Raw genomic sequence first — 21579 nt, 5'->3', positions numbered from 1 at the left:
ATGGTTACAATATAATAAAATGTTCACTTTTTTCTTTGTAAGTAGCATACTTTTATTGTATCTATTGCCATTGTTTATTGCTGAAATCACTTCATTGATATGAAGTTGTTTTTATATCAGCCCCTATCAAATTCAGCGTCATGCTTTTTATCCCATTCCATATTTTCTTTAGCGCGATCTATTTCATATTCTGCCCACTCCCGAATTCTTCTTAATTTATGGTTCAAATATGGACTTACATTTTTATAGATTTCTTTAAACCTATCACTTGCAGGTCCCGAAAAACTCTCAAACGAATGTCTACCTGCACAGAATTCACGAAAAAATCTATCATCATTTTCAAATTCAGTTAATAACCACTCTGTTAATGGCGGTATATAATCAGGAATTGTTTCCGTTGGTTCAGGACTTTGTATATGCCTTGCTATAGCCCTTCCTGCTTCTATACCATTGCTCTGTATCCATCTTTTAACAACATCAAGCCCAATAGCTTCAAAAAGTCTCCTAAATACACTAATAAAGAAAATATCTTTGTATTTTACATCATTTATTTTTAACCCAAGAGATTGCATCACCTCATTTGGACGCACTTTTGCAACTTCAATTAACGATTCTAATGCATCATCTTGCAATAAATGTAATCCTAATTCCCAATTAACCAGTGCAATTGTCAAAATGTCTATTTTTTCTATCAAAAAAGTGTCCGGAAGCATCGATGCTACTTTATTCCAATAATGATCATCAAAAATACAATTCTTATCAATACAATGTTTGAGAATATATAGAGCCGCAGAAGCTAAAGGTTCAATTAGGTTCTCTTTTTTATCATGATTCCATAATGCCAAAAGCTCAAGCGCGGTTTTATAAGCATATTGATCATTATTTTCAGCAAGCGAAATAAGTAGCCTTAGAACTTCATTTTTTTGATTATCCGATAAGAAAGATGACCATGGATTCGATGCCAACCCAAACAAAAGCTGACTAACATTTTCTCCAGCCAAAGGTATGCCCATAAGTAACCTTTTAAAGCCATGTTCACTACAATCAGAATTAATTGTAATAATAATTAATTGCTTAGGATATGTCGGCGCTAATTTATCAAGATCATTCGTAATAAATTCAGGAATGCATCCTTCTCTTTCAAGAATTCCATATATATACCCGTCAATTAAGTCAGTTATTAATTCACTTAATAATTTGGGCATAAAAATCGGATATAATATATGTTTTTTGTCTAAATATCCTAGTTTCATTCCAAAAAATCGTGAAGAAATTGCATCTTTACTTTTAAACCAATCCCATAAGTTATCTAGCACATGTATATTATTTAACGTGTTTTCAGCTAATAATTGATATGTTTTACTTCTATCATTATCGCCTAATACATTCCTAAGCGACCAATACCCTCGGCTAGTAACCTCTTTTATTTCAGACTCAAGCGTAATAGGTTCTAATGAATTCCTCCATTTTTTAATATCATTTAATTCCTTATGGATTCCATTATTTTTATCTTTATCATTATTTAATTCAAGAAAAGATATATACTCATCAAGCTTTTTTCTTAATAGTCTTGACTGCTCCTCATTCAGAGCCTGTAACGTAAACCAGCCACAAAGCAAATCAAAACAATCATTTTTTAAAAATACTTGAATATTTTCAATTATAAGTCTAGTAGGGATATCCTGCTTTTCAGGCCTTAAGCCTTTAACAGCATATATTATTCTACTTGCTGCATCTTTTCGTAAATCATACAACTCTTTATATGTTTTAGGCCTCCATTCTTCAGGTGTCAATCTTCCACCAATTACTTTTGGGGGGATCATTCGCGAGATACGATCTTGTAATAATTTGACACAAGCATTTGCTACAAGATATAGCTCATCCATATTTGCGTTAGAAAGCCTCTTAAGTAATATATTTAACCTATCTTCAAAAGGAATTGCTGTCCAAGACATCACTGGGAGAAATAGACCTTGCCATATTACAGTACTATTATTGCCAATATCATTTTCCGTCTCAAATAAAGCAAGACGGAATAGGATAGATTCACAAGTATAAAAATATTCTGGGAAACATGCTAGATGCTCACATAGCCATACCGCCTGTCTTCTGCCTCTCCATCCACCACTACCATCAGTTTTACCATCAAAGCTTAATAGTATTTGGGCTGGGGCAATTTCAACCGATTTCCTTAACCAAGCTAATCCGTTTTCTGGATCTAGTTCTGTATATGTTAAAAAAACTCGTGAAGCCTCTCGAGTAAATATTAAACTAATGTCATATTCCGCAAATTCTTCCCGAAACCACTCGGCCAATGCCGAGTTTACCTCCTCTCTTAATTTACTATTACATTCTTGTCCTCTTTCGAAAAACCTTTTTTGCATTTGATATGTAGGCATACCTTTTATGAATTTTGTAACTGAATGTTTTATAATATCCCATGTCCAGTTTTCAAAAACAAATCTTGCAAGTGCTCTTGGAGTTGCCTCAAAAAAGTCCCCTTTTGAATTACCGAGTCCGCAACTTATTGCTAAGTTAATCGCCCTATCAAAATCTGTTTCAGGCTTACCAAAATAATTAGAAATATAAGTAAGCTCTTTTCTGTATTTATTCTTGTATCCCAAGTCAACTAACATTGAGAATATTTCATAGAACTTTCGAAATTCATTTATATCACCAATATCATTTTTATAAAGCTTTAAAATCCTATTAAATATCTCCTGAACATTTTGTATCGGCTTATTTCTTAATCCAGGATCTCTTTTATACGACTCTGATAACAACAATGCCAATCTTAGATCACAATCACTCCATTTAGCTATTTCTTCAGACTGTTCTTTTGATATGCTTGAATCATATGATTGTATTACTTTGGTAATATCATCATTATCATCAGGAGGTGTAACAAGAAGAATATTTTCATCATAAAAATCGCCTCTTCCTTTTGGCAATGGACCAATTGTTACAATTCTAATACGTTTATTATACTCCGACAGCCTATTATAAAGTTTATTCCATTCTTCTATGGTTACGTCATCAATAATAACCAAACTATGAATTGATTCATCTCTTGTAATATATCTTTCATAACCGGATGTGAAGCAATCTATGTTTTCAAAATACAATACACTTTCAAGTAATTTTTCTTTTTTACATGCTTCATTAACAGTTCTACTTTTCCCAATGCCAGACTGCCCTACTAAATGTAATATATTGGGACTAAATGTACCATAAAAATGGTCTATTATACGTGTTATTAGGGTCGATCTATTACTGATATCTACCCAAGGCACCTTAAAAAACTTATTATCCTTTATCCATTCATTAATTGTCTTCCATCTAAGAGGTAAAGAAGGAAAATATTTTGGTATAATTCCTGGGTACTTGTTTATCCATGCCGTAATTGTATCATTATACATAAAATGAATTAAGTCTTTGTTAAATTCATACTTTTGAGACAACATATCAGCTTTATCTCTGAGTTTATCTCTATAATTATTATTTACAGGTACTGCAACACACCAAACATATGAACTATTGCTCTTTAGATAATCAAGTACTTTCGGATGTTTGCAAACTTCATTTTCTAAAGTTGATGGTTCCAACCCATCTTTACCAGATTTGATAGACCAATATGATTTTGTTAGTGGCATAAATGAACGTGACTCATTAGTACTGGCTACATTAATCTCTATATCCCTTCCGCCATCCCCCACATTTGTTCTATAATCCCAATTAATTTTATCAAGAGGTATGCCACATAGTATGGATTCAGATAGAATTAAATCATGAATTAACGACTCAAATCTATTGGCGTTACCTATCATTATCTCCAGGTCAGAATTATTAAAAAACATTTCGACACCTCAAGATTGTAATTTTTTATTGTGTTCAACTTCGCCTAAATAGACATAATTGGCGCCCAAATACAACGATTATACTATTCTTTGATCCCCTTTATCCTCTTTGCATTCTTGCTTGTTACAACTTTTTTTCCTGTTGTTTCTTCAAGTTGTTTTCTAGCTGCATTTGCAACCTGACCACCTTGCTGAGCCACTGTCTTATTTTCTTCAAAGGTTTCTGGCTCTTTTTGTTTAGAAATTTCGGTAGTTGAAGCTTCTGCAAGCATATTCAAAACCAACTCAAGATTTGTCATGTTGTCCCGCAAATTTTCTTTCTTTAAGCCTTTGAGATTCTTATATTCTTTAGTAGTTAAACCTGCCCAAGACTTAGAAATCTCGTCCGTTAATATTGCATATTCAATACCTTTTTGAACGCCTCGTTTATCCCACTCATCTGTCAGTTCTTTTCTGACTTCTATTGTTTTTAACCTTTGGTCAATCCATTCTTTTGAATATCCTTTTCTAAGATATGTTTCAAGGGCACGCTCTATAGCAAGTTCAGGATCCGCAGTTTCATCTATTCTTTCGCTTCCAACCTTTGCAAGCCATATTTTAAAAGGTTCTGCTTTGGGTGACGGTATTGACTGAATCAAACGCAGAAGTTGCTCTGTGTCAGCAACATCGGTTTTGTAAAATTTCCCATCTGTTGACTTCATTTTCAGTTGTCCGATTTTATCGGACAACTGGCTTCCCTCTGAATTAAGTTTAGATTTGAGGTCGCTCCAATATTTTCGAGGGCGGTCAGTTCCAGTCAACACTTCAATAACATCAATAATAGAGAAAAACCATTTTTCTTGTTCTTCATCCCATAAAACACGTACTCTTTTATCTTCAAATAATTTAATCGCATTCTCCTTATCCACTACGTATCCCCCACCTTTTAAAACTTCACTGTCTGAGCTATTTATATCAAATACAAAGATATCGCTGTTTCTTTGCTTACATAATATATTATTCGATAAAAATTCCCATTTTCCTCCATAATGTTATAATAAATATTTCTATTCAATTTAGAATGTCTAACACTTCGCAACGTCACTGATTTTATAAACGATACTGTTCCAAGTAATGGGTATATCTTCGCCGGACATACTCCACAAACTGCATTTGCAGTTCTTCTGTACGCAATATTTTTACTTTTGAATCCATGTAAAACAACCATTGAAAAAAGTCATTTCGATCTGTAACATCAACGATAACCATACATTTATTAAATGGCCGTTCAAAGAATAGTGATTCGTTGCCAAATTTTCGTTTAACTTCTTGTTGAATGATATTATCACAAAGTAATGTTGCTGTTTCAAAACTGGGGGAAAACAAATTTTGGCTTCTGTCCATATACCACCTTAAATAGTACTCTTTTCTGCCCGGCCATACATTAATCTGAGATACAGCAGGTTTGTCCAAAAGCATTAACTTATTGATGAGAGCTATCTCAAAGCAATCCAATTCATTGCTTTTTTCATCATGACCCAGAAAGATATATTTACCATCATCAAGAAATATGTAGTATGGCCTTACTTCTTTTTTATGTCCGTTTCCATAAAAGGCTTCTCCATTAAATTGACGAAGCACTATCATTTGAAAGGATACTACTTTGTTTTCGGTAATTGCACTGAGTAGTATCCTAATCTTCTCAAGTTCACTTTCTGTTTCAACCTTATTGGACTCATTTATGAAACTGCCTTCCTCCAGTAGCGCCGCAGCGGAAACCGAACACAATGACCATATTTTCTGCAAGATTGCTGTACTTGCTTGAACAGTGAGAAATGTTGCATCTGCTACCAAGTCCGCAATTATTTTCAACTCATACTTCTCAAAAAGGTGCGTTTCCATATAATAGCCACGATTGTGATTGTCACACTTGATAATTTTATATCCAACAGCTTGCAGAGCTTTCAAATCCCGCAGCACTGCCTTTCGTTCAGCCCCAACACCACATTGTTTTAATTTGTTTATGATTTCCGTTGTGTTAAGAGGATGCTCAACATCTGTCCTTTGGAGCATTTCAAGAACCAGCAAAAGCCTTGGCTTTTTTTCATTTTCCATCAGATTTCTCCTTTGGGGATTCTTTTATTTAAGAATAAAATAGAAATCCAGTTTTTACAAGCCTTTTTCGGATATATTCTATGAAAAATCGAAAATGCCATACCATTTCTGGTACAGCACTTTTCAAAACTGTTTTTAAACCGCAATTACAAAAACCCGCATGAATACAAGGTTTGCTTCAAAGTTTTAGCTTTTTAGCCCCATGTTCGCTCAAAAAAGATGCCGTCTGAAGCTAGTAGCCCCTTGGCGGAGGGATAACTTTTTACATTGATTCAGTCTACATTCATAATTATAATACTGAGGTCCAGGTGACCTGCATCTATTTTACCACTTCAAGGGTCACTACTAGATGAATCTCTGGTGCCGCAAAAAGGTTGAATATTATCAGATGTTAGGCATTTATCATTGATCCATTCTTATTGTTCGGTTAAAATCATCGCTTAATTTCCACGGAATGTCATGCCTTAAGCCTTTGAACAGGATTCCCTTTGCATTTGGAAGCGCTTTGGCAATATCTTTTGCCGACTCCTTCATTGCTTTTGGTTCTTTTTCTCCCACAATTACCAGAGTTGGAACATCGGCTTTAAACAGATCATCAGGCTACTTTAAGTATTTAAACAACTCGCCCATATATCCTGTCGAGAGAGCCCACGATAAGGAGCATGAAGTCCTTCTCCAAACTCTGTCTGTCAGCTTCATTGAAAAAGCCAAATTGTTTAACTTGATATTCCAGCAGCTTTTTGTTTTTCATTATCATGATTATATTTTCTTACTTTTATACTACTCAATTATTCTCCTTAGGTTTAGGCGGTATGATTCTAACATTTTTCATCTCAATCTTTTTAATTTGTATAAGCATAAACGGGGTAGGGTCATAAGCACATTTATATTTTACAAAACAAAAGACGCGAAAGATAGCCTCCACGTCAAAAACAAATTTTCCTATTCGGCCTCTCAAACCTTTGATACGTCAGCGTTTCAGCCTTTGCAACAGGATTATTACTTCCACATGGCACGAGTACTCATTACCGATGTCTGTGTTAGAGGGAACATATCAACAATATAATTATACTGCCAACTACTAAATATGCAATTGGCGTTTTTGTTTCTATTGTTAAAATACTTATTAAATTCCTCATCTTTCTTACCTGTGGGATTATCCAGTCCCCAATCTTCCCTGTGTTTGCATGGAAGGTAAACAATGATGTGGTAATACACAGTGTGCGTAGAGATTTTTTCAATGTACCTCTTTTTCCAGAAAGTCCAGAATTTTAGTCCAGTATTCCTCATCATCTTCTACGTTTTTAAAATCACAGTCCTTTATAATATAATGCACCCGAGAATTGCGTAGCCAGGACTGTGCTTCAGGATAAGCCTCTTTGAGCCTGTCCATATTGATGGGAGGTACCTCAGTATCTCCTGTGCTTGCTATTAATAGTACCGATCTTCCATCGGCGTTTTTAATTTGTTCCACCGGCTTAATATATTTTACTTTTTCACTGCCATATACCAGTTTTAAACAGGATACGATGAAGGGCTCTTCAAGGGATAGAATGAAATTAGGTGTCCCATATCCATCCAGCGTGTCCAGTATAACATCCTCAAAGCTTGAATAGGCCGACATAGCGATCAGTGCATCAATGTCTTTTAGCTGCCCGAAGGAATTAACTGCAATTGCGCCGCCCATTGATGCTCCCTGTACGACAATCGGTACATCCTTATACTTTTCTTGACTGTTAATATAATCCACAACTGCCTTTACATCCTTTACTTCATCATATCCAAGACATATCCTGTTACCATCGCTCTTTCCATGTCCTCGAACATCAAGTAATATGGATGCATATCCATTATCCTGCATAAATTTCGCATGACCGTAAAAATAAGTAACCGATGGCTGTACAATACCGCTCAAATATATAATTACTGCTTTCGGATGAGTGGTTGTTATTTCTGAAGCCCATATTTTCAAACCATCTTCGGTTCTAAAATACATTTGATTTTCCTTCAGGTTAAAGTCCTTTGCCTGGTAAATATCCTGAAGTGGAAAATCATTGGTTACATAGCCGAGGTAATTAACATGCCGGTTCAAAAACATCGGCAGTGCAAAATATGGAAGCAAGATAAGAATTGTAAGAAAGATTCCAGTTCCTATTATAATTACTTTTACAATAATGCGTAAAACAAATTGTTTTCCTGTTCTTATCCCAGTAAAATATTGTTTTATTTTTCGACGAAGTATAATATAAACCGATATAGATGCTATTAGAATAGGAATATAAATCAAACCTTTTAAAAAGGCTCTCAAGGTATTAGTATCAGATACATATTCAACTGTAAAAGTTGTTATCATCATGATAAAACACAAAAAAAATAATACCAAGAACAAAACAGTTATGGCTTTTAATAATATATAAGAACTTCTTTTTTTATTAATATCAAAACATTCCATTATTCCCCTCCTATTTATACCATTTTATCATTGTCGAAAGCAATTTACAACTTTTTAGCTCGTTACTAATTAAGAGGCGGTAGTTCCACAACAGGGCTACCTCCTTAATTTATTTTCAACAGTTCTCTAGTCTCAACCTATCCTAAAAACAGTAGTTCCCTTGTCTCGCAAGGCAAAAAGTAGTTCTGTAGTCTCAACCCTGACTTAAATTTTATGTACAAAGCTATACTCGGAGGATAAAAAGCAAGGTTTCCATTAAATCGGTATTTCTTACCGAAAGTCTGGAAACCTTTGAATGCAAGTCCTTTTGAGCCTCTTTATTTATCTTTGCGTGACATCAAGACAACCGTCTCAACATGCCTTGAGTGTGCAAAAAGATGTCATACCCCTCTGGTACCCCCTTGGCGGAGTCCCTGTAAACAGCATTCGGCTTTGTCGAAAAACGCGTTTATATGCTTGAATTTTAACAATACCTTAATACTGCAAATTATTGGAGCTAAATCTAAAACTACTTTGAAAATTGAGTATAAAATAATTCAGCAAACTGTCCGTATTTCTTTACTTCTTTAAGGTGAAATCGCTTTAATGCTTCCTTCTGTGAAAACAACGGTATTCCTATCCCTAGTAACACAGGAGCGATCTGAATTATCATATTATCTATCATATCATTATCTAATAATGGAGCTATTATTGTGTTTCCTCCAACAATCCAGATGTTTTTATCCTTTTCTAACTGTTTAACAAATTCTATAATATCGCAATTAATTGGAATAAACCCCTTTGCGGATAAGCTTCCATCATGTGTAAAAACATAGTTTTTTGTGGTCGGGTATACACTATCTATATTCTCCATATTTTTAATTTCATTAAATGTCCTTCTACCCATGATAGTAATATCCATACTTTTATAGAAACTATCATAATCAGTTTCTTCTACTGCTCCAGTTTGATAAAGCCAGTCCAAATTATGGTTCTTATCAGCAAGATAGCCATCCAGCGTTATACAGCCATAAAAAAACACACTCATTTTAAATCCTTTCTAAATACGTATCGATTTAATCATACTAAACGGTAAATTAACAATTCCGGTAGGAATTATCCGCCATTGAAAATTTAAGCCTTTACTATTAAACAGCATACTTCTGTATGTACCATACAGGGAAACATATCCACTGACTAAAAATTGCGGTAAACCAATATATTATGTATTATTTTAACATTAATACAACATCAATACAATATATTGCAAGAAAATAGGGACATTCCTCGTCATTGCCTTCTGATTCAGCGATTTCAGTCAATTCGCGCAGTTTGCTTTGCAGCAGCTCCTTATTCGGCAAATGAAGCTGATACTGAGCCACTAACGCAGGTGATAGACTGCGCCGCAATGCATACTCAACTACCGCATCATCTTTATCGGTGCATAGGATCAATCCTACGCTCGGATTCTCATTTGGCTTTTTAATGTCACTATCAAGAGCTTCAAGATAAAATTCCAATTGTCCTAAATGCTCTGGCCTAAATTCGCCAACTTTAAGCTCAATCGCCACAAGACACGCCAGCTCACGATTATAAAAAAGCAAATCGATAAAGAAATCCTTATTACCTACCTGAACCCGATATTCTTCTCCAACGAAAGAGAAATCCCTGCCGAATTCAAGAATAAAATCTTTCAGGTGAGTGACGATGGATTTTCGTAACACCTTTTCCTTGTGCTTATGTGGAATGTCAAGAAATTCGAGAACATAACTGTCACGAAGCGCTTCCAAGCCTTGACTTTTTGCAATGAATACTTTGTTCTTCTCGTCGGAAAGCATAGTACGCTCAAATAGCATACTGTCGATTTGGCGTTCGAGTTCTCTTTTAGAATAACGGTTTTTCACCGCAAGCATCAAATAAAATTCACGTGCTTCTGCAGACTTTGCCCGTGACATAATAATAAGATTATTCGTCCAGCTAATTTCTCGCACCAGTGGTGCGAGTTTTTCAGATTCAAAATAAATCTCATAAAATTGCCTCATACGCCAGATATTTGAAGCTGAAAATCCTTGAATTCCAACGTAATGATTTTGAACAAAGTTTGCAAAATCGCTAACAACAGACTTCCCCCAGCCCTTTGCCTTAACCTTTTCGCTTATATACTTCCCTATCTCCCAATACATAGAAATAAGTTCACGATTGACAGCACGGAAAGTGTTCTCCCGCGCTTTTTCTATTATAGAGAGGATTTCACCGAAGTCCTCAGAATTATTTATTGTCAAATCTTTGCTCACTAAATCAGCTCCTCGGCAGCTCATAACCTATTACATATTGTATATTACTGTAAATAATCATGCAAGCAAAAGATAACCGCCTTTGATAGGGACATTCCCCAACAAATCAACAGAAATAGATGATGAACGTCCCCGGAAGCGTGGAATCATGAAAAGTGAGTTCAACGCAAGAAAGAAAAAGAAAACTCTGAAAAAAGAAGAGATAGAGCTTCTTGCTTGGAAACCGCCTTGGGGACGCTCCTGCTTTTTTCACAGTTTTCCGGCTCTGCCTGCTCCGTACACAACAAAAAAAGAAGCCGACCTTCGGCCAGCCTTAAACCTATCCTATTTGAATTAATGGATTGAAAACTCTTCAATAAACAGGAGCGTCCCCACCTCTCCCAGTTATTTCTACAAAGACAAATAGCAAACAATAAAAAACGAGGCACCAAGATTTTTCTCTCTTAATGCCTCAAGGTTTTCTTGTTTTGCTTTTTCCGATAAACCTAATGCTTACAATTTGTCTATATTTCCGCACATAATATCATTCATTTTTTCACGCACTTTTTCTTGGTTTTGCCATAACAAGCTGCTCATTTTTGAAAGGTTAGGGTTGTTGTAAATCCATGATTAGCAACACTCTTTATCTGCATTGTTCCCTCATGGGCTTCCACAATCTTCCGGACAAGCAGCAGCCCTAAACCATGTCTCAAATCCAGCCTTTCATCAGTGCTGTTCATGTAATGAGGTTTTTTCTCTAACTCTTGCAGCTTTTCAGCCGATAATCCAATACCATTATCAGCGATAATAAGGATAAGGGAAGCATCGTTGCAATCAAGGGACAGCTTGACATTACAGCCTTGCGGATTGTGTCTCATACTATTCTGTACCAAATTGCTTACAGCCCGTGAGATTAAACGGGAATCACAGTCTATTGCGGCTGTTTCAGCAACCGGAGTGATTTTAATATCAATAGAATAAATATCGGAAACACCCGTATTGAATAATTCTGCCACATAGGAACGCAGTAGCTTTGATAACCGAACAGCCTCCTTGTGTAACGGCTGCATTTCATAGTCCAGTTGCGATACTAAATTCAAATCCTGTACCAGCTCTTTCATCTTAACGCTTTGCTTTCGTACAATTTCAGCCTGTTCCCTTACGGTGTCGCTTACGGTTTCATCATTCGCAATGCGTCCGGCATACCCCATAATCATAGAGAGTGGGGTGCGTATGTCATGGGATACTCCACTAATCCAATTAGCGCGGGCTTCGTTCTGCCTACTTAAAATTTTAGACGCTTTATTTACACTGTCAGCCACTTCCGATAATTCGCCGCTGATAGAAAGAGATACTGGTTTACCATTGGAGAGTGTTTCAATGGATGAAATAATCGGCTCTGTACTCTTGATGATTTTCTGCTTCGACAAATGATAAGAGAAAAACAGCAGAAGCAGATCAACCGCTAACATTCCTGAAAAATAAAGCGGCAGGGTTCTAATCGCTTGAATGGAAAAATAATTGCTTGTAAGTTTGGTATAGCTGTCTTTCGGATAGCCCAATACCAGCAGCCCACTATTGGTATTCCAAACAAAAACAGGATAATCTTCAAGATAGCCCCTTGAAAATATAGCGACATCCGAAACAGTATACTCCACCGGAATGTTTTCCGGGGCATTAACAGACCACATGGTTTCTCCTGCTGCATTGAGGAAAATAGCCCAAATATGATTGCTTTCCAATTTATTGCGGGCTTTATCTGATAGTCCATCCAATGTAGACGCTGCGGCAACTTCTTCCAACATATTATTAGGTGATATAGCCCCATAGTCCTTTTTAATAACGCTATGAAAAGTCCATCCAAAGGCAATAACATTGATAAGCAGCAACACAAGAATAAAGCCTGCAAAAGATATCAGGTGTTTAGATATATACTTTCCAAATGATTTCATAGCGTCACTTCCTTGTATTCAATTTGTAGCCTAATCCCTTGATAGTAATAAGGGAAACAGGTTTTGACGGATCTGTTTCTATCTTTTCCCTTATGCGCCGTACATGGGCATTTAGACTGTTTTCATACCCAAAAGGATTATCCCCCCAAAGAGCTTCGCATAGCGCGTCCACAGTGACGATTTTTCCCTCATTTCGGGCGAGTGTTTCAAGCAGAGTATGTTCTTTTGCTGTTAAAGAAATGACTTCACCGCCCCTGCTTACCTCTGCGCGACTGAAATCAATCGTACAACTGTCTAACTTCAACAGTGGGGCATCCTCTTTATAGCAACGGCGCAAGACTGCATAAACGCGCAATAATAATTCCTTCGGCATAAATGGTTTTGCAATATAATCATCTGCGCCGAGACCTAAGCCTGCCAACTTATCCGCAGCTTCGTCTTTGGCTGTAAGGAAAATAATTGGAATATCAGTAAACGAGCGCATTTGTTCCATAAGCAAAAAACCATCCCCATCCGGCAACATGACATCCAAAATTGCTAAATCAGGCTTTTCATTTCTGCCGACTGCAATGCCTTCTTTAACAGAAGCAGCGATGACGATATTTTCAAAACCGTCGTCCGTTAAGATATTTAAAACTAATTTGAGTAAATCCGGCTCGTCGTCTACAAGCATTATTTTTTTTGTGTGCAAAAACGAATGATCCATAGCATTACCTCCAAATGTAAACATTATAACATAGGGCGTTCATTTGGGGTGCAGTATTGCGAAAAAGCAAGGTAAAAGTAAGGACACGAGAATGTAAAAGTCAGGATGGTGTTATAACATGAAATCAACGAAAGGAGATGTTTCATATGAACTATGTTATCACAACAGAACAGTTGACTAAAAAATACAAAAATTTCACTTCCGTCAACAATGTTTCACTTCACATTCGCAAAGGTAGTATTTACGGTTTCATTGGCCCAAATGGATCAGGAAAATCCACTACTATGAAAATGCTGTTGGGGCTGACCGCCCCTACAAAGGGTAGCTTTACCATTGATGGGAAGCACTTTCCAGATGATCGACTGGTAATCCTGAAAGAGATTGGTTCTTTCATTGAATCGCCCTCGTTTTATGCTAACCTGACAGGCCGGGAAAACCTTGACATTATCCGCCGGATTTTGAGGTTATCGAAAAGCTCTGTAGAGGATGCTTTGGAATTAGTTGGTCTTACCGAGTTTGGTGACCGTCTGGCAAAGAAGTATTCGTTGGGTATGAAACAGCGTTTAGGTCTTGCCGGGGCGTTGTTGGGGCATCCGCCTATCCTTATTCTGGATGAACCGACCAATGGGCTTGATCCGTCCGGTATCCATGAAATTCGTAATTTGGTGAAATCCCTGCTTGACATTTACGATTGCACCATTTTAATTTCATCGCATATGCTCTCTGAAATTGAATTGATTGCGGACGACATTGGTATTCTCAATCACGGACATTTATTGTTTGAGGGCAGCTTGGATGATTTACGTCAAAACGCATTACATTCTGGGTTTGCTGCGGACAATCTGGAGGATGTGTTCCTTTCAATGGTGGAAAAGGACAATGCAGCAAGAAAGCAGAGAGCAAAGCTATGAGGACACTTGCAATCGAGCTTCGAAAAGAGAAACGGACTGGAGTTATTCCCGTATTGCTGGCGGTTGGTATTTTGGGTGGTGCATACGCTTTTGTCAACTTCCTTGTGCGAAAAGACACGCTTTTGAACCTGCCGTTAGCTCCAATGGATGTGCTGCTGACCCAACTTTACGGCATGATTATGATACTAAATATGTTTGCCATTATAGTAGCCGCCTGTATGGTCTACAACATGGAATTTAAGGGCAATGCAGTCAAAAAAATGTATATGCTTCCTATAAGCGTCCCGGCTATGTACTTTTGTAAATTTTTGATTATAACCGTGATGTTTTTGGTGGCTGTCGCCCTGCAAAATCTGGCACTGACGCAAATTGGAATGACAGACTTGCCACAAGGGGCGTTTGAATTAGGGACGCTGATAACCTTCGCCGGGTATTCGTTTATTACTTCCATGCCGGTACTGTCCTTTATGTTATTGGTTTCCTCGCGCTTTGAAAATATGTGGGTTCCCCTCGGAGTAGGGGTAGCCGGATTTTTAAGCGGCATGGCTTTGGCAACATCAGATATGGGGCTGCTGCTTATTCATCCCTTTGTTGTAATGCTAAAGCCCGCAGTAGCTATGAGCGCACAGCCTGATATTACAGTTACTATTGTATCTATAATCGAAACAGTCCTTTTCCTTGGCGCAGGATTATGGATGGCAAAAAACCTGCGCTATGAGTAAGGAGGTAAACTGATGAACTTTTTAGAATTGCTCAATATTGAGTTTATTAAAGTGAAACGCTCTAAAATTATTCCCCTGATTTTCGTTGCCCCATTGTTGGTGGTGGCGTCGGGGATCGCCAATTTGAGCAGCTATTTTACGCCTGAATATACCAATGCCTGGCCTGCTATGTTCATTCAGAGTGCTTTGGTCTACGCCTACTATCTGCTACCATTTTCTATGATTGTAGTCTGCGTGATGATTTCAGGACGGGAAACACAAAACAATGGGATGTTAAAAATGCTGGCTCTGCCAATCAGTCGTTATACGCTCTCACTGGCAAAGTTTTGTGTACTTATGTTTTATCTTTTCATGGAAATGGTAGTTTTCCTTGTAGTTTTCGTGATTGCCGGGTTGATTGCAACAAGCTCAATGGGTATTACCGAAACGCTTCCAGTGCTTTATCTTCTGAAATGGTGCGCGGGGCTGTTCCTTACCATGCTGCCTTGTTTGGCAACCATGTGGGCGATTACGGTTCTATTTGAAAAGCCCTTGCTTTCTGTGGGTTTAAACCTGCTCCTTGTCATTCCCGGCATCTTGGTGGCTAACACCCCGCTCTGGATTGCTTATCCGTATTGTTACAGCGGCTATTTGGTGTCCTGTTCGCTGCATGATTTCACAGCAGCATCCTCCGATACTGCATTTTCGCTGATACCGTTCCTACCTTGCGCGATACTGATCTTTGTACTGGTTCTTGTGCTGGCCGTCACCCAATTTGGAAAGAAAGAAATGAGGTAAATATAAAAGATGGGGACATTCCCCAACAAATCGACTCGTAGGGAACGCCCCCCGGTGGCGTTCCTCCCCCCGTGGCGTTCCGCTCCTATGTATTGCCCTGCATCTGGACAATGATATAGCAAGACAGCTGGCAGCAAAAGCTATCCAGATCATCCTTGCATCCCACTTACACCGTTTCAGACGAGCCGCCGAAGCACGGAAACGCTTATAACAACTATTTGAAATTTGCGATGAGAATACAAAAGTCGCGAGAAAATGCTGAAGCTACGGGAAGAGCTACCGGCTGTTGAGGAAGATCGTTTGGCCGGCCGTGCCGGAGTTACACCAGACGAATTGGACATCTATTTAGAAAGCATTATTGATGAGGTGGAGCATGGAAAAGAAGCCTCCATTTAATGGGCCCCTTTTAAGTACCTAATTTTTAGAAATTTATATGTTCTTTTAGAAGTAGAAATCTGGAAAACTTTTACTTAAAATGCTTAAAGTTTTGAATCTACCCAGCCAAGAATATAGTCCAAAGCCAATTGCACATTACCGACTTGACAGTGATGCGACGCGCTTTCTTCTTTAGTGAAGATTCGGCCGCTTACCGATTTGGCGTTTGTTAGAGCCTTGATTTGTTTTTCAAAATAAACGGTATATATGTCCTCCGCCCCCGCGAGAATCAGTACATCTTGCTGAATCAATGATGAGAGCGCTATGGTATTGTAATCCATAATGCATTTATAATAATCATGAAGGTTTGTGATATTACCAAAAACATGTTGGCCTTGTTGAAACAGCCAAAGTGAAAATGGATTCGCTTTCATTAAGGCCTCTATACTCTCCCACTTTGGGCTATCTGGGGCTTCCATTAAATTGTTTATCAATTTCTTAAGCTCATCCGGCGCTCTAACTAAAACCGCTCCGTAAAAATCATAAATTAAATCGTATAACACAACCCTCTTAATGCGATCCTCATAAGCTGCCGCACGCGCCGCCAGATATCCTCCTAAAGAAATGCCGATTAAAGTTACTTCATTTAGCTGGAAATAATCCAAAATTACTTTCGTGCAGATTTCCCATTCAGGTTTCATTTTCATTTCGCATCTGTTTAAAACCTCACCTTGGCCAAATCCCTCAAACATGTAAACATTATATCCATTGGAGTATATATATTGCATAAGCGGGATGAATTCCTGAATAAAGGAATCATATCCTCCATGTATGACAATATCACCTTTGCTTCCATCGGTATGGCACTTATATATTACGGAAAAATACCCGGCTTCAAACGGGACATAGACATATGTCAGCCCGGCATCTTTATAAGCGGCTTGATATTCATTCATACATCGTTCATAGAGCTGCGACTTTTGCATTTGTTTGTTGGCGTCGGCGTTATCATCCAGCATGAAAAACAAGGCCGCGCGCAAGCATGTGGCTGAGGCGGCCAAATCCCCATTATTATGAAATGACTCAACCCGGCTGAGAAAAGACTTAGACCAACTTCCAAAATCTGTTAACTCCTTGCCTATTTCAGCAATCGTGTCATAGTTCAGGCAACCGAATGAATAAAATCTATTCAGTTGGAAATTAAAAGCTACGTCCTGATGAAAATCATGAAAGCCTATTGGAAAATTCATTATGATACCTCCTATACATTGATTCATTTACATCTCTGTATCCAGCATTTTAGAAAGAAGCGCTTTTATATGGATTAATTTTTCTTCTATAGAATTTACTTCAGTATCATGTATAATAGCGCTCATACCAAAAAGAGTAAATTGACTTAGCAAACGAATATTTGGTACAGGCACATTTATGGTATTCTTTTCTAATCCATCAAGGATTATTTGTTCAAACAAAGGAACCATTTTCAGCAATGTTCTGGAATGCAATACCACCATAATTTGAGGATTTACTTTTTCGGTATGCATCAGGCTATATTCGGAAATAGAACCTGGCAGGAGGGTAAATATTTTATTCAGCTTCTCCTTAAAACTCAAACCAGCGGAGTTGACAATTTCGGTGAATTTGGCAATGTATTTCTCGTTGTAATCCTCTAAAGCTGCTTCGTATATCTCGTTCTTGGATTTGAAGTAGTGATAGAACATGCCAATTTCCCCATCCGCTTCTTTCAAAATAGAGCGGACGGACGTTTTTTCATAGCCGTTTTCTAAAAATTGTTTCAAAGCAATTTCTATAAGTTCCTGCCGCCTTACATCCGGCGCTTTTACAATTCGGATCATAACACCCTCCTTACTCACAAAACAATGTTCTGTAGCTATTGTACCAACAGAACATTGTTTTGTCAACAGGCAAATAGAAACCCTTATTAAAAACTATACTTTCAAGAAAAATGTAGACATTGGTTATGAATTAATGGATTGAAAACGCTTAAATAAACAGGTGCGTCCCCACCTCCAAAAGATGGGGACATTTAAAAATAAAACAGTATTACCACAGTGGCGGAACACCACAGGGGGGTGTTCCCTACGAATCGTGAATGCCACCTTTCATTTTATGATTTCCGACATTGCTTGAAAGGACTTGCGGCACATGGTATAATCCTGCGTTTGACACTTGTAATTTCATAGCAATGCGGTGCGTTGGGCGTGTTGAGGAACGGACATGAAAGTGTCTATATAATTATTATACCAACCGCTTTTCTGCTTGAAACACCCTATACAACAAACTGGTCTGAAATAAGCAAGCCCATATTTGTGATAAAAGCATGAAATTTTATTTTAAGGAGTTTGTATTACTGCTTTTATGTTAAAATTTTTATATTATATAGGATGCAATAAAGATTTTACAAACATGGAGAATATAATTGCTTACAGAAATTTTTAATAGCAACGAAAAGACGCCTTGCGGGGAAATGTCTCACGGGTATGTCATCAGGCGCTTTTCGGAAGATGTATTCCTTACGGGTCAAAAAAATTTCTTGCATCAAGTTATATCCCCCATGTAAAATCTTTATTGCTAAATATATAGAAGATTTGGAAGGTGATTTTATGGACGGTGAAAGAATTCTGATTGTAGACGATGAAGATAGAATCCGTGACATGCTGCGGGAATACCTCTCTCCCCAGGGGTATATAATTGACGAAGCAGCTGATGGAACAGAGGCACTGGATTTGTTTAAAAAATATAAGTACTTTATTGTCATACTGGATATTATGATGCCTAAACTGGATGGCTGGACAGTCTGCAGGGAAATCCGAAAGACCTCTCAGGTTCCCATCATCATGCTGTCTGCAAGAGGAGAGGAGTATGACAAGCTTTTCGGATTTGAACTCGGTGTTGACGATTACCTGGTCAAGCCCTTCAGTCCTAAAGAGCTGCTGGCAAGAATGAAAGCCATTATACGCCGGAGCGCCAGTTCTGATTCTTCAAGCAGTCAGAAAAACAATGTCCGGTTTGAAGGATTGAGCATAAATTATAGTTCTAGAAATGTAACTGTAGATGGCAAGCTCCTAAGCCTTACACCTAAGGAGTATGAACTTCTGAGCTTTTTTACCCGAAATCCCAACAAGGTGTTTTCCCGCGATCAGCTTTTAAATGAAGTATGGGGATATGATTTTTATGGCGATCATAGAACGGTGGACACTCATATCAAAATGCTCCGGGAGAGTCTCGAACATTACCGCAAATTTATCATTACCGTGTGGGGGACTGGATACAAGTTTGAAGGAGGTACAAAATGAAAAGTATTGCTGTTAAGCTATGGTCTGGAATGATGCTGCTGGTCATTGTTGTCCTCATACTCCTATGGCTTTTTCAGATCGTCTTTTTGGAAAGCTTCTATACCAATCAGCGGGTTGATGAGGTAAAAAATAGAGGAATTGCAGTATTAAAGGAGTTGGACGATATTAGCAGAGATGAGCTTGAGAGCAGACTTGACAGCTTTATTTATGATTACAACTGCAGTATAAACCTGGTTGATACACAAGGAAATAATGTTTACAGCAACGGAGCGGCACGGCAAATGCCAATGATGATCCAAAACTATTTTAGAGCCGATCACTTCAATGAAGTGATTTCAGGGAAAATCATTTCTGTGCCTCTGACACACCCAAGATTCAACAGCACCTATATGCTGATCGGTATTCCGGTAAATACCGGCGAAAAAATTACCGGCGCCTTGCTTATCAACATGCCTCTTGCACCTGTGAAGGATACTGCCGCAATATTAAAAAAACAATTGATATATATTAGCACTATTCTGTTTTTTGTTGCATTGCTCCTATCCTTTATTCTGGCAAGAACCTTTATTAAACCCATCCTCAGCATTACCAGAGCTACAGGCGAAATGGCTTCTGGAAATCTGGCAGTCCGGCTAAAAATAAAATCCAGAGATGAAATCGGAAGGCTTTCTCTGGCTATAAATCACCTTGGTGAGGAGCTTTCAAAAATTGAACAGCTCAGGAGGGATTTTGTGGCCAATGTGTCCCATGAGCTTCGGACTCCACTAAGCCTTATAAGAGGCTATGCTGAAACCATCCGGGATGTGACCGGCGGCAATGAGGAAAAAAGGGCAAAGCAACTGGAAATAATAATCGAAGAATCCCAAAGGCTTGGAGCAATTGTAGATGACATCCTTGACCTTTCACAAATGCAGTCTGCCACGAAAGCTCTGAATTTAGCTGATTTTGACTTGAATAATACTATAAAAGATATAGCCGAACGGTATGATCTCATAAGCAGCCAAACAGGTATAAGATTACTGGTAAACAGTCACGGCTCCGTAATTGTTAAAGGTGACGAAGCAAGGGTACAGCAAGTGCTGCACAACCTTCTTAACAATGCCTTCAACCATAGCCAATCTGGCGCATCCATAGTAATAAACATGGAAAGAAATGATGAAAAAGCAAGAATAGAGGTTTCGGATACCGGCAAAGGTATTTCACAAGAAGATATGAAGCACATCTGGGAGAGATATTATAAAGCAGATAAATCAAGCAAAAGCAAACATCTGGGAACAGGCCTTGGGCTTGCCATTGTGAAAAATATTCTGGAAGCCCATCAATGTAAATATGGGGTGGAAAGTACCGTGGGGAAAGGAACGGTATTCTGGTTTAATCTTCCTGTTGCTTGATTTTTAAAAGCTTTCAATCTTCTATCATATTTTCATCACATTTAACCATTATAATGAAATCATCAAATCAAAGGAGAGTGATTTCAATGAAAAATCTTAAGCGTTATGCAGCAGTAGCTGCAGCAGTAGCAGTACTTACAACTGCGGGAGCAGTTTTTGCTGCAGAAATTAAAACACCGGCAGATATCGTATCGGGGCTAACGGGAAAGTCTGTCGAGAGCCTTAACACAGAAAGAGCATCAGTCAAAACCTATGGCGCTATTGCCAAGGAAAGCGGGAAGCTGGATGATTTCAAATCACAAATGCTGGAGCAGAAAAAGGCAATCCTTGACCAAAGAGTCTCTGAAGGAAAACTGACAAGGGAAAAGGCTGATGAAATTTATGGTGCAATTAAGGAAAACATGGCTTCCTGTGATGGGTCCGGTTCTTCTGGCATCGGCAAGAAATATGGCGCAGGCTTTGGAAACGGAGCCGGCTGTGGTGCTGGCAAGCAAGCTGGCGGCATGGGTATGGGTCGAGGCAACATGGGCAAAGGTATGGGCTTTGGCAGAAAATAAGGACTGTAAGTAAGTGACAAGGGGACGGGGTCGCTTTTGCTTCTTGGTATACTTAAGATAAAAATTACATCTTGCATGTATAGCTATATATATGCAAGATGTAGTGTCAATAACTCCGTCAGGCTGTGTGAAAACGCTGAACCTGCAAGAAAAATTGCAGACCGTCACCGCTGCGGCATCATGGGGTACGGTTCCTCCGCTTTCCCTTCGGTCCTT

The 21579-nt window shown here is 38.2% G+C and carries 20 protein-coding genes; 8 read left to right on the top strand and 12 right to left on the bottom strand.

Features of this window, described 5'->3' with window-relative positions; all coding sequences use genetic code 11:
- Positions 1-116 precede the first annotated feature (116 nt).
- From DFR58_RS04270 to DFR58_RS04235, 8 genes are all read right to left on the bottom strand, one after another.
- A complete protein-coding gene (locus DFR58_RS04270; protein ID WP_114296557.1) occupies positions 117-3857 on the bottom strand; it encodes a P-loop NTPase family protein in 3741 nt (1246 codons plus the stop codon).
- Positions 3858-3940: 83 nt separating this feature from the next.
- On the bottom strand, positions 3941-4765 hold the full coding sequence (locus DFR58_RS04265) for a BRO family protein (RefSeq protein ID WP_114296556.1): 825 nt from the start codon (positions 4763-4765) through the stop codon (positions 3941-3943).
- 181 nt (positions 4766-4946) lie between these two features.
- Positions 4947-5951, bottom strand: a complete 1005-nt coding sequence (locus tag DFR58_RS04260) for a helix-turn-helix transcriptional regulator (RefSeq protein WP_114296555.1) — start codon at positions 5949-5951, stop codon at positions 4947-4949.
- Positions 5952-6353: 402 nt separating this feature from the next.
- The gene (locus DFR58_RS22125) at positions 6354-6509 is read right to left on the bottom strand and encodes a hypothetical protein (RefSeq protein WP_207659118.1); all 156 of its coding nucleotides are present in this window, start codon (positions 6507-6509) and stop codon (positions 6354-6356) included.
- A 55-nt stretch (positions 6510-6564) separates the two neighbouring features.
- Positions 6565-6708 (bottom strand): hypothetical protein, encoded by a 144-nt coding sequence (locus DFR58_RS22120; RefSeq protein ID WP_207659117.1) that lies wholly within the window; start codon positions 6706-6708, stop codon positions 6565-6567.
- A gap of 480 nt (positions 6709-7188) precedes the next feature.
- Positions 7189-8403, bottom strand: a complete 1215-nt coding sequence (locus tag DFR58_RS04245; protein WP_242987389.1) for an alpha/beta hydrolase — start codon at positions 8401-8403, stop codon at positions 7189-7191.
- 508 nt (positions 8404-8911) lie between these two features.
- Positions 8912-9430, bottom strand: coding sequence for a dihydrofolate reductase family protein (locus tag DFR58_RS04240; RefSeq protein WP_114296554.1), 519 nt, complete (start codon positions 9428-9430; stop codon positions 8912-8914).
- A gap of 181 nt (positions 9431-9611) precedes the next feature.
- Positions 9612-10676, bottom strand: a complete 1065-nt coding sequence (locus DFR58_RS04235; protein ID WP_341457383.1) for a PDDEXK nuclease domain-containing protein — start codon at positions 10674-10676, stop codon at positions 9612-9614.
- A 148-nt stretch (positions 10677-10824) separates the two neighbouring features.
- Between DFR58_RS04235 and DFR58_RS04230 the strand changes: the two genes are divergently transcribed.
- Entirely contained in the window at positions 10825-11013 is a 189-nt protein-coding gene (locus tag DFR58_RS04230) for a hypothetical protein (protein ID WP_114296552.1), read from the top strand.
- 235 nt (positions 11014-11248) lie between these two features.
- On the opposite strand, the gene DFR58_RS04225 is transcribed toward DFR58_RS04230, so the two are convergent.
- On the bottom strand, positions 11249-12607 hold the full coding sequence (locus tag DFR58_RS04225) for a sensor histidine kinase (RefSeq protein WP_114296551.1): 1359 nt from the start codon (positions 12605-12607) through the stop codon (positions 11249-11251).
- A gap of 4 nt (positions 12608-12611) precedes the next feature.
- Positions 12612-13313 (bottom strand): response regulator transcription factor, encoded by a 702-nt coding sequence (locus DFR58_RS04220; RefSeq protein WP_114296550.1) that lies wholly within the window; start codon positions 13311-13313, stop codon positions 12612-12614.
- Between the two features lie 146 nt (positions 13314-13459).
- On the opposite strand from DFR58_RS04220, the gene DFR58_RS04215 reads away from it, so the two are divergent.
- The 4 genes from DFR58_RS04215 to DFR58_RS04200 all read left to right on the top strand — a co-directional run bounded on the left by DFR58_RS04215 (position 13460) and on the right by DFR58_RS04200 (position 16119).
- Positions 13460-14224: an ABC transporter ATP-binding protein gene (locus DFR58_RS04215; protein ID WP_114296549.1), complete on the top strand. Its 765-nt coding sequence runs from the start codon at positions 13460-13462 to the stop codon at positions 14222-14224.
- Positions 14221-14946 (top strand): ABC transporter permease, encoded by a 726-nt coding sequence (locus DFR58_RS04210; RefSeq protein ID WP_114296548.1) that lies wholly within the window; start codon positions 14221-14223, stop codon positions 14944-14946. Before DFR58_RS04215 ends, DFR58_RS04210 begins: the two co-directional genes overlap by 4 nt.
- Positions 14947-14958: 12 nt before the next feature.
- Positions 14959-15723: an ABC transporter permease gene (locus DFR58_RS04205; RefSeq protein ID WP_114296547.1), complete on the top strand. Its 765-nt coding sequence runs from the start codon at positions 14959-14961 to the stop codon at positions 15721-15723.
- 255 nt (positions 15724-15978) lie between these two features.
- The gene (locus tag DFR58_RS04200) at positions 15979-16119 is read left to right on the top strand and encodes a hypothetical protein (protein WP_479722723.1); all 141 of its coding nucleotides are present in this window, start codon (positions 15979-15981) and stop codon (positions 16117-16119) included.
- Between the two features lie 83 nt (positions 16120-16202).
- Here the strand turns inward: DFR58_RS04200 and DFR58_RS04195 are convergent, their stop codons facing one another.
- The gene (locus DFR58_RS04195) at positions 16203-17348 is read right to left on the bottom strand and encodes an alpha/beta fold hydrolase (protein ID WP_170138028.1); all 1146 of its coding nucleotides are present in this window, start codon (positions 17346-17348) and stop codon (positions 16203-16205) included.
- 27 nt (positions 17349-17375) lie between these two features.
- Positions 17376-17954, bottom strand: a complete 579-nt coding sequence (locus tag DFR58_RS04190; RefSeq protein WP_207659116.1) for a TetR/AcrR family transcriptional regulator — start codon at positions 17952-17954, stop codon at positions 17376-17378.
- Between the two features lie 768 nt (positions 17955-18722).
- Here DFR58_RS04190 and DFR58_RS04185 point away from each other — a divergent pair.
- The 3 genes from DFR58_RS04185 to DFR58_RS04175 are packed head-to-tail and all read left to right on the top strand — an operon-like array spanning position 18723 to position 21363.
- Positions 18723-19415 (top strand): response regulator transcription factor, encoded by a 693-nt coding sequence (locus DFR58_RS04185; protein WP_114296545.1) that lies wholly within the window; start codon positions 18723-18725, stop codon positions 19413-19415.
- Positions 19412-20806, top strand: coding sequence for a sensor histidine kinase (locus tag DFR58_RS04180; protein WP_114296544.1), 1395 nt, complete (start codon positions 19412-19414; stop codon positions 20804-20806). Before DFR58_RS04185 ends, DFR58_RS04180 begins: the two co-directional genes overlap by 4 nt.
- Entirely contained in the window at positions 20803-21363 is a 561-nt protein-coding gene (locus DFR58_RS04175) for a DUF2680 domain-containing protein (RefSeq protein ID WP_242987388.1), read from the top strand. The genes DFR58_RS04180 and DFR58_RS04175 overlap by 4 nt, the downstream gene beginning before the upstream one ends.
- The last annotated feature ends 216 nt before the right edge of the window (positions 21364-21579 follow it).

It is taken from the genome of Anaerobacterium chartisolvens (assembly GCF_003337415.1).
GTDB lineage: Bacteria > Bacillota > Clostridia > Acetivibrionales > DSM-27016 > Anaerobacterium > Anaerobacterium chartisolvens.
This window is presented reverse-complemented; position numbering and strand designations above follow the sequence as displayed.

What these genes read in the sequence shown, in the direction of transcription:
- DFR58_RS04260 (WP_114296555.1), bottom strand. Translation starts at nt 5,951, where the DNA reads ATGGAAAATGAAAAAAAGCCAAGGCTTTTGCTGGTTCTTGAAATGCTC.
- DFR58_RS22120 (WP_207659117.1), bottom strand. Translation starts at nt 6,708, where the DNA reads ATGATAATGAAAAACAAAAAGCTGCTGGAATATCAAGTTAAACAATTT.
- DFR58_RS04230 (WP_114296552.1), top strand. Translation starts at nt 10,825, where the DNA reads ATGAAAAGTGAGTTCAACGCAAGAAAGAAAAAGAAAACTCTGAAAAAA.
- DFR58_RS04225 (WP_114296551.1), bottom strand. Translation starts at nt 12,607, where the DNA reads ATGAAATCATTTGGAAAGTATATATCTAAACACCTGATATCTTTTGCA.
- DFR58_RS04215 (WP_114296549.1), top strand. Translation starts at nt 13,460, where the DNA reads ATGAACTATGTTATCACAACAGAACAGTTGACTAAAAAATACAAAAAT.
- DFR58_RS04240 (WP_114296554.1), bottom strand. Translation starts at nt 9,430, where the DNA reads ATGAGTGTGTTTTTTTATGGCTGTATAACGCTGGATGGCTATCTTGCT.
- DFR58_RS04210 (WP_114296548.1), top strand. Translation starts at nt 14,221, where the DNA reads ATGAGGACACTTGCAATCGAGCTTCGAAAAGAGAAACGGACTGGAGTT.
- DFR58_RS04220 (WP_114296550.1), bottom strand. Translation starts at nt 13,313, where the DNA reads ATGGATCATTCGTTTTTGCACACAAAAAAAATAATGCTTGTAGACGAC.
- DFR58_RS04270 (WP_114296557.1), bottom strand. Translation starts at nt 3,857, where the DNA reads ATGTTTTTTAATAATTCTGACCTGGAGATAATGATAGGTAACGCCAAT.
- DFR58_RS04195 (WP_170138028.1), bottom strand. Translation starts at nt 17,348, where the DNA reads ATGAATTTTCCAATAGGCTTTCATGATTTTCATCAGGACGTAGCTTTT.
- DFR58_RS04205 (WP_114296547.1), top strand. Translation starts at nt 14,959, where the DNA reads ATGAACTTTTTAGAATTGCTCAATATTGAGTTTATTAAAGTGAAACGC.
- DFR58_RS04190 (WP_207659116.1), bottom strand. Translation starts at nt 17,954, where the DNA reads ATGATCCGAATTGTAAAAGCGCCGGATGTAAGGCGGCAGGAACTTATA.
- DFR58_RS04200 (WP_479722723.1), top strand. Translation starts at nt 15,979, where the DNA reads ATGCTGAAGCTACGGGAAGAGCTACCGGCTGTTGAGGAAGATCGTTTG.
- DFR58_RS04245 (WP_242987389.1), bottom strand. Translation starts at nt 8,403, where the DNA reads ATGGAATGTTTTGATATTAATAAAAAAAGAAGTTCTTATATATTATTA.
- DFR58_RS04185 (WP_114296545.1), top strand. Translation starts at nt 18,723, where the DNA reads ATGGACGGTGAAAGAATTCTGATTGTAGACGATGAAGATAGAATCCGT.
- DFR58_RS04180 (WP_114296544.1), top strand. Translation starts at nt 19,412, where the DNA reads ATGAAAAGTATTGCTGTTAAGCTATGGTCTGGAATGATGCTGCTGGTC.